This window comes from Aquidulcibacter sp. (genome assembly GCF_049239865.1).
Taxonomy (GTDB): domain Bacteria; phylum Pseudomonadota; class Alphaproteobacteria; order Caulobacterales; family Aquidulcibacteraceae; genus Aquidulcibacter.
On record NZ_JBMLTR010000085.1, the window covers coordinates 1 to 6,794 of the forward strand.

Sequence of the window (6,794 nt, forward strand, 5' to 3'; positions counted from 1 at the left end):
GTGGTGATCACATCGGCATATTTGCGTTTGAGGCGCTCGGCTGACAATTGGATCGGAGTCAGCGGGTTCTTGATCTCATGGGCAATGCGGCGCGCTACGTCTTTCCAAGCGGCTTGGCGTTGGGCTGCCAACAGGCCAGACACGTCGTCAAACGTCACGACCAAATCATCGCCGGCATAAGCAGCACGCACGTCAAACAGCAGCGTCTCCGCGCCCACCAGGCGCTCTGCTTGGCCTTGCGCAGGATGCAGCGGGCGGGCGCTCGAAACAATCGCCATGAATTCTGGTGCAATCACGGAGAAGTCGCGGCCCTCAAGGCGATCATCTTGTGCCTGTAAAAGTCGGCCAGCTGACCCATTGGCTGCGCGGACACTATTGGTGCTGTCCAAACTGACCACGCCAGCCGACACACCTTCCAAAACCGCGCCAATAAAGACAGATCGCGTTTCGGCATATTCGGCAGCCTCTTCCAAAGCCCGGCGCTGAAACTGCAATTCGCCCGTCATTTTGTTGAAGGTCGTCGCCAAGGCAGAGATTTCATCGCCGCCGCCAACTTGGGCGACCCGCGCACTCATGTCCCCGGCACGCACCCGCTCTGCCGCATCGGCCAAGAGGCCAATTGGCGCGCTGATCCGGCCGGCCGACACCAAACCCAGCCAGACAGAGCCGATCAACACCAAAAGCACGATTTCGAGATAAGCGAGCGCAAATAACAGGCGTAGCAAACCCTGACGCTCTTCAATCACTTGATAGGCGTAGACAGCCGCTTTTGCCTTCTCAAACAAGGCCAATTGGCCAGGTTCTGGCAATCTGACGACGGCCAAATAGGAGTTTGAGAAAGCGTCGAGCCGATAAAGCGCACGCACGACGGCCGATGGGTCAATATTGATTGAGACATCACCAGCCTGCGCTGTGGCAAAGTCACCCGCATCGGGCATGATGAAGTTTGGTACACCTTGTGGGCGCTGTGCTTGGGCCAGTTTAGTGCCTTGGGCGTTTAACACATAAGCGGCTACAAAGCCGCGACGGTCAGCCTGTAAAGCCAAATAATCCCGGTAAGCCTGCGGGTCAGCCTTGAGTTGGATGGCTGACGCATTCAGGTCCACCGCCATGGCGGCAATGTCGATCTTCGTGGTCTCAGCCGTCTTATCGACCGATTGATTGCCTAAGATGCGGGTTGCCTGCACCGCCTCGCGAACTTGTTCTGAGAACCAAGCTTGGACCCCCTGCCCGATGGTCAGCGCGGAAAACAAGGCAATCAGGATCACGGGGATTACGCCATTGGCGGCAAACAACATGACAAAGCGCAGGTGAAGGCGCGCGCCAGTCTGTGCCTTCTTACCAGCATTGCGCAAGGCTAAGACGCGGCTACCTACTCGCAACGACAAATAGGCAATCAAGAGACCACTGATGATCAGGAGGGCAAGGATCCAGGAACTGGCAGGACCAACAATGTCGCCGCCGGAAACAGCAAACAATAGTCCGATAAAGGTCAGGACGATGGCGGCGACATAGGCGCCCATATCGGTGACTGAGATATGAGCCGCATCGGACAAGGCCGGGCCACGGGCGCTAACTGGACTGGAACGTGAGACCGGCTGCTGTGAACTCATGTGCCCTGAAAAGCACAATTGTGTCTAAAACGCAACAGTCTAACCTGTGTTAGGCCTTGCCGCGCCCGACATCAATGTCCAACAATGCCAAGCGCTTGCGCAAGGTGTTGCGATTAAGACCCAATATATCCGCAGCCTTGATCTGGTTACCCCGGGTCTCCCGCAAGGTGAGCTCGAATAGGGGCCGTTCGACGGCTGCGATCACGCTTTCATGCAGATCCGTCATGGACTTACCCGATGCTGAAGCCTGCGCGATGAGCTTTGAAATGGCTGTCCGTGCTACGGTTTCCAAATCATCATCTTGGCCAATATGGCCCGTGACGATGGGTTGGCTGCGCTCTCTGAAGAGTTCACGCCGGATCGTATCGGCCCCAATAACGGGGTCTGGGCTGAGTGCTGCGATGCGCCGCATGACATTTTCAAGCTCGCGCACATTGCCGGGCCAAGACCACGTTTCGAGTTCGTCCGCGCCGGATTTATCGAGTGCCTTTTCACCTAAACCGTCCTTAGTAGCCCTTGCCAAAAAGGCGCGGGCGAGGTCTGGCACATCGCTCATGCGTTCGCGCAAAGGCGGCACGGTGATGGTCACGACATTCAAGCGATAATAAAGGTCTTCCCGGAAAGCCCCGTTCATCACAAGGCCCTTTAGTTCGCGGTCACTGGCTGCCACCAAGCGCACATCGCCCATAGAAGACTTTGGGCCACTGGTGTCTGCCAAAATACGGGCTAAGCGGGCTTGGGTCGGCATGGGTGCATCAGCCAGACCATCCAAGAACAAGGTCCCGCCCGCGGCTTGGGCAAACAAGCCAATGCCATTATGGCCCTCAATCGCTTGGTCGAGGCTGCGGGGGTCTAGGGCCGCTAAACTCAAGGTCACGAATGGGCCGGACTTTCGCCGGCCATATTCGTGCAACACCCTCGCGACCAGTTTTTTCCCAACCCCAGACTCGCCCTCAATCAAGACGGTCAGATCAAAGCCTGCGGCGCGCGACAAAGTCCTGTAAACTTCCTGCATCGGCAAAGACCGACCAATCAAGGGCAGACGCTCTTCCTTTTCCGCCTTTCGCTGTTGGTTCGAGGCGTTGAAATCCTTTTTGCCTTCCAAAGCCCGACGTACCAAGCCAACCATGACATCGAGGTCAAACGGCTTGGGTAGATATTCATAAGCCCCATGTTCAGCAGCAGACACCGCCGTCAAAAGCGTGTTTTGCGCACTCATGACGATAATGGGTAGCTTGGGCCGTTCCATGCGCATCCGGGGCAGATAGTCGAACAAATTGCCGTCGGGCATCATCACATCGGTAAGGACCAGATCCCCCTCACCTTCTTTGATCCACTTCCACAAGGTTGCGGCATTGCCTGTCGCGCGGACCTGATAGCCTTCGCGCGCCAAAGCCTGCGACAAGACCAAGCGGATGGACGCATCATCGTCGGCAATCAAAACATTACGCCCAGCAACACTCATTCTTCGGTCCTATTTATTTCGACTGGCTTGCAGGCCAGTTCGTTGATGGGAGAGCGGCAAACGCACCCGAAATACCGTCCGGCCCGGCTCGGACTCAAAGTCGACGACACCGCCATGTGCGTTTACAATCTTTTGCACCAAGGGCAGACCGAGGCCGCCACTGGCCGGTTTGGTTGAGACAAAGGGCTCAAACAAACAATCTTTCACATCTTCCGCGACGCCGCGTCCATTGTCGTAAAAGGCGATTTCCAAAGGCAGGTCGCGCGCTTCACCCGAAGGCGTGCGCATGCGAACACCGTGACGATAAGCGGTCGCCAGAATGATTTCCGCACCCTCAGGCCGACTTTGCGCCGCTTCGGCTGCATTCTTGGCGAGGTTCAGGAACACTTGGATCAATTGATCCTCATCACCCAAGGCATCTGGCAAAGACGGGTCAAAGCGCCGCTTCACGCTGATCTCGCGGGCAAAGCCGTTTTCCGCCAGAGTGGCGACGCGCTCCAGCGAGGCGTGCACATTGACGGGCGCAAACTCAATTGGGGGGTCTGCGCCAAAGCTTTCCATTCGGTCGATCAGGCGACGCACACGGTCTGTCTCTTCGACGATCAGATTGACCAGTTCTAACTCGCCGGGGTCTGCGTCGCGCAACAAAAGTTGTGCGGCGCCGCGTATCCCCGCCAAAGGATTCTTCACCTCATGGGCCAAGGTCCGGCCCAAGGCTGCCATAGAGCGGGCACCGGCCATATCCTGCATCCGCTCTGACAAATCACGACCCCGACCTTTGGGACGGACCACCAAAGCAATGAAGCCGCCATCCTCGCTGGGTGAGGCGGTAATGTCGCAGGAAAAATCGCCAAAGCTTGGACCGCGCAAGGTCATGTCGCGGCCACTCACGGGCGAGCCTGAGGTGCGCGCCCGCTCGATCAGATCATGAATGGGGCTATCGTCACTGAACAAACCCAGGATGCCATTGGCTTTGATGCTGCGCACGGACTTTAAGAAAATATCTTGTGCCGCGCCATTAGCCAGAATGATTTGGCCACCACCCTCAACGCCCAAGGCAGGCAAGGGCAGCGCCTCCAAAAAGGCAGCAGCAATTTGGCCTTCTCGGTCGGTTGGGAGACCGGGGACAAAATCAACCGAGAGCGAGGAGTTTTTCAGGCGGTCCAAAACAGGCATTTCCAATTGGTTAGAGCATGATGCTTACATAAATGGCAGACTACGTCAAAACCGCAGGTCACATAAAGCTGATTGCAAGATATTTAATCACAATACGCCTATTTTTTGTTCTATTTGGAAATTTAGCCGCCGCTCATCCGCTCCGCGGTCAAATTTGAGAGGATGGCCAAGTTCGCGCTACAGCGGGCAAAGTTGCTGGAGTGTCGGGCTCAAACTGGCTAAGGTTGCTGCATGGACCCTCTCCAATCTTCCCCTCCCGTGGCGGTCGCGATCCTTGTCGCTGGCGGAACAGGGACGCGCGCAAAACAGGTCTCCCCGTCCGATTCTGGGCGTGGCGAGGAAGGCCTGCCCAAGCAATTCCAGACCCTCGGCGGCAAAGCGATTCTGCGCTGGAGCCTTGAAGCCTTTAGCCGTGACCCTCGCTTTGGTGCGATTGTCGTTGTCTGTGCGCCAGAGATGCGCGAGCGCGTTTTGGCGTGCGCGGGTTCGATATCGCTTCTGTTGGCCGACGCTGGCGAAACGCGTACCCAATCGGTCGCCAATGGCTTGCGCGCGGCCGCAGGCCTTGGCGCACACTTTAGTTTCATTCATGACGCGGCGCGGCCGGGCCTCGGTCAGGTGGTGCTGGATAATTTGTTTGCCGCCTTAGAAGCCGGTGCTGATGGGACAGCCCCCGGCCTTCCCATCGCCGACGCTTTGTGGCTTGCCCTGAATGGCCAGGTTCAACAGGCCCAAGCCCGCGACGGGCTGGTGCGGATACAGACCCCGCAAGCCTTCAAGTCTAGCCTGATCCATGCCGCTTATGCCGCCCTGCCCGCCGACCAAGTGCCTCTGGACGATGTGGCGGTCGCCAAGGCCTTTGGCGCGAGAATTGAAGTCGTCAGGGGTAGCCCAGAGCTTGAAAAGATAACTTGGCCAGAGGATTTTGACCGCATGACGCGCCTACTTGCCCCGCAGCTTCTGCCCCGCATTGGCTCTGGCTTTGATGCGCACAAGTTCGCGCCGGGGACTTTTGTGACCTTATGCGGGGTCGAAGTGCCCCATAGTCACGGGCTTGCAGGGCATTCCGATGCCGATGTGGCTTGGCACAGTCTGGCAGATGCCATTTATGGTGCTTTATCGGCTGGCGACATTGGCAAGCATTTTCCGCCAACCGACCCACAATGGCGCGGTGCGGCATCCAGCATTTTCCTGGCCCATGCGGGCGAGATGGTTCGGGCCGCCGGTGGCAGCATCAATCATGTCGACCTGACCATCATCTGTGAGCGCCCAAAGATCGGCCCACATCGCGATGCTATGGTTCAAAGAACGGCCCAGCTTCTGGGCCTTCGCGAAAGCCAAGTCTCCGTCAAAGCCACGACGACCGAAGGCATGGGCTTTACCGGTCGCGCCGAAGGCATTGCCGCCCAAGCTACTGCTACCATCCTACTGCCCGCCGATTTTGGCACTGCTCTAATTTAGGATCGCGACCATGTCGATTTTCCCCCAAGACCTCGTGATGGCAGCCCGCCTGCTGATCGGGGATGCAGAGGCCCGTGGCATCAAGATTACGACCGCGGAAAGTTGCACGGGTGGCTTGGTCGCCGCCCTTCTGACCGAGATTGCGGGCTCTTCTGCCGTGTTTGAGCGCGGCTTTGTCGTCTATTCCAATCGCGCCAAGGAAGAGATGTTGCATGTGCCGGGCGACCTCTTGGCCGACTTTGGCGCGGTATCTGAACCCGTCGCGCGCGCTCTGGCCGAAGGCGCCTTGCATGAAAGCCGCGCGAACCTCAGCGTCGCCATCACTGGCATTGCCGGCCCAGGTGGTGGTACGGGCATGAAACCCGTCGGCCTCGTCCACTTCGCCAGCGCGCGGGAAAACCGCTCCATCCGGCATGAGGAGCATTTGTTTGGCGATATTGGCCGCGAAAAAGTACGGCTGGAAGCGGTCCGCGTCGCGCTGCGCATGCTGCAGGACGGGCTGGAGGCTTAGGGCGCTTCGGGGCCGCGAAATGCCACTCCAAAAGGACCGCGCAGCAAGAGCTGCGCATGTGTCCGCGGTGACGAGCGCAGCACGTGCTGCGCGTTCCTAAACACCCCCTCTTGCGCCCCAAAAACTCAAAAAAGCCCCCTTACTCCTCCGGCATCAGCGCGCGGAGAATATCCGTATGATCATCGGTCCAGGGTTTCAGCTCTTTGCGGGGCATCATCAATTGCCACATGGGCAAGGAATAGCCCTTCAAGCGGTCGGGCGTTTTGGCGATAACGACAACGCGGACGCTGGTGTCAGCATTGGGATTGTCGTCTGCCCCGTCGCGATTTCCCTCCATCGCCACATAGCCCAGTTTATGCGCGGCATCGGCGACAATTCGACCCAGATCGAGATAGCGATTGGAGATGTGCACGATCATGATCCCGTCGGGGGCCATCTTCTGCATGAAGGAGGCGATGGCCTCTTGGGTGATCATATGGGTTGGAATGGCGTCCGAGGAGAAGGCGTCAACCAACAGAATATCAAACCAATTATCCGGCTGGCTCTGCATCTGAAGGCGGGCATCGCC

6 protein-coding genes are annotated in these 6,794 nt (G+C 58.0%); 2 read left to right on the plus strand and 4 right to left on the minus strand.

Features of this window, described 5'->3' with window-relative positions; genetic code table 11:
• The 3 genes from ACOVRA_RS06440 to ACOVRA_RS06450 all read right to left on the minus strand — a co-directional run.
• The coding region (locus tag ACOVRA_RS06440; RefSeq protein ID WP_421719568.1) for a HAMP domain-containing protein at nt 1-1,613 on the minus strand (1,613 nt) is incomplete at its 3' end.
• Nucleotides 1,614-1,662: 49 nt separating this feature from the next.
• Nucleotides 1,663-3,078, minus strand: a complete 1,416-nt coding sequence (locus ACOVRA_RS06445; RefSeq protein WP_421719569.1) for a sigma 54-interacting transcriptional regulator — start codon at nt 3,076-3,078, stop codon at nt 1,663-1,665.
• A 9-nt stretch (nt 3,079-3,087) separates the two neighbouring features.
• Entirely contained in the window at nt 3,088-4,254 is a 1,167-nt protein-coding gene (locus ACOVRA_RS06450) for a two-component system sensor histidine kinase NtrB (protein ID WP_421719570.1), read from the minus strand.
• A 231-nt stretch (nt 4,255-4,485) separates the two neighbouring features.
• Between ACOVRA_RS06450 and ispF the strand changes: the two genes are divergently transcribed.
• Both ispF and ACOVRA_RS06460 read left to right on the plus strand, forming a co-directional pair.
• Nucleotides 4,486-5,715, plus strand: coding sequence for a 2-C-methyl-D-erythritol 2,4-cyclodiphosphate synthase (gene ispF, locus ACOVRA_RS06455; RefSeq protein WP_421719571.1), 1,230 nt, complete (start codon nt 4,486-4,488; stop codon nt 5,713-5,715).
• Between the two features lie 16 nt (nt 5,716-5,731).
• Nucleotides 5,732-6,226, plus strand: a complete 495-nt coding sequence (locus tag ACOVRA_RS06460; RefSeq protein WP_290802730.1) for a CinA family protein — start codon at nt 5,732-5,734, stop codon at nt 6,224-6,226.
• 139 nt (nt 6,227-6,365) lie between these two features.
• On the opposite strand, the gene ACOVRA_RS06465 is transcribed toward ACOVRA_RS06460, so the two are convergent.
• Nucleotides 6,366-6,794: fused MFS/spermidine synthase (locus tag ACOVRA_RS06465; protein WP_421719572.1), on the minus strand; the 429-nt coding region annotated here is incomplete at its 5' end.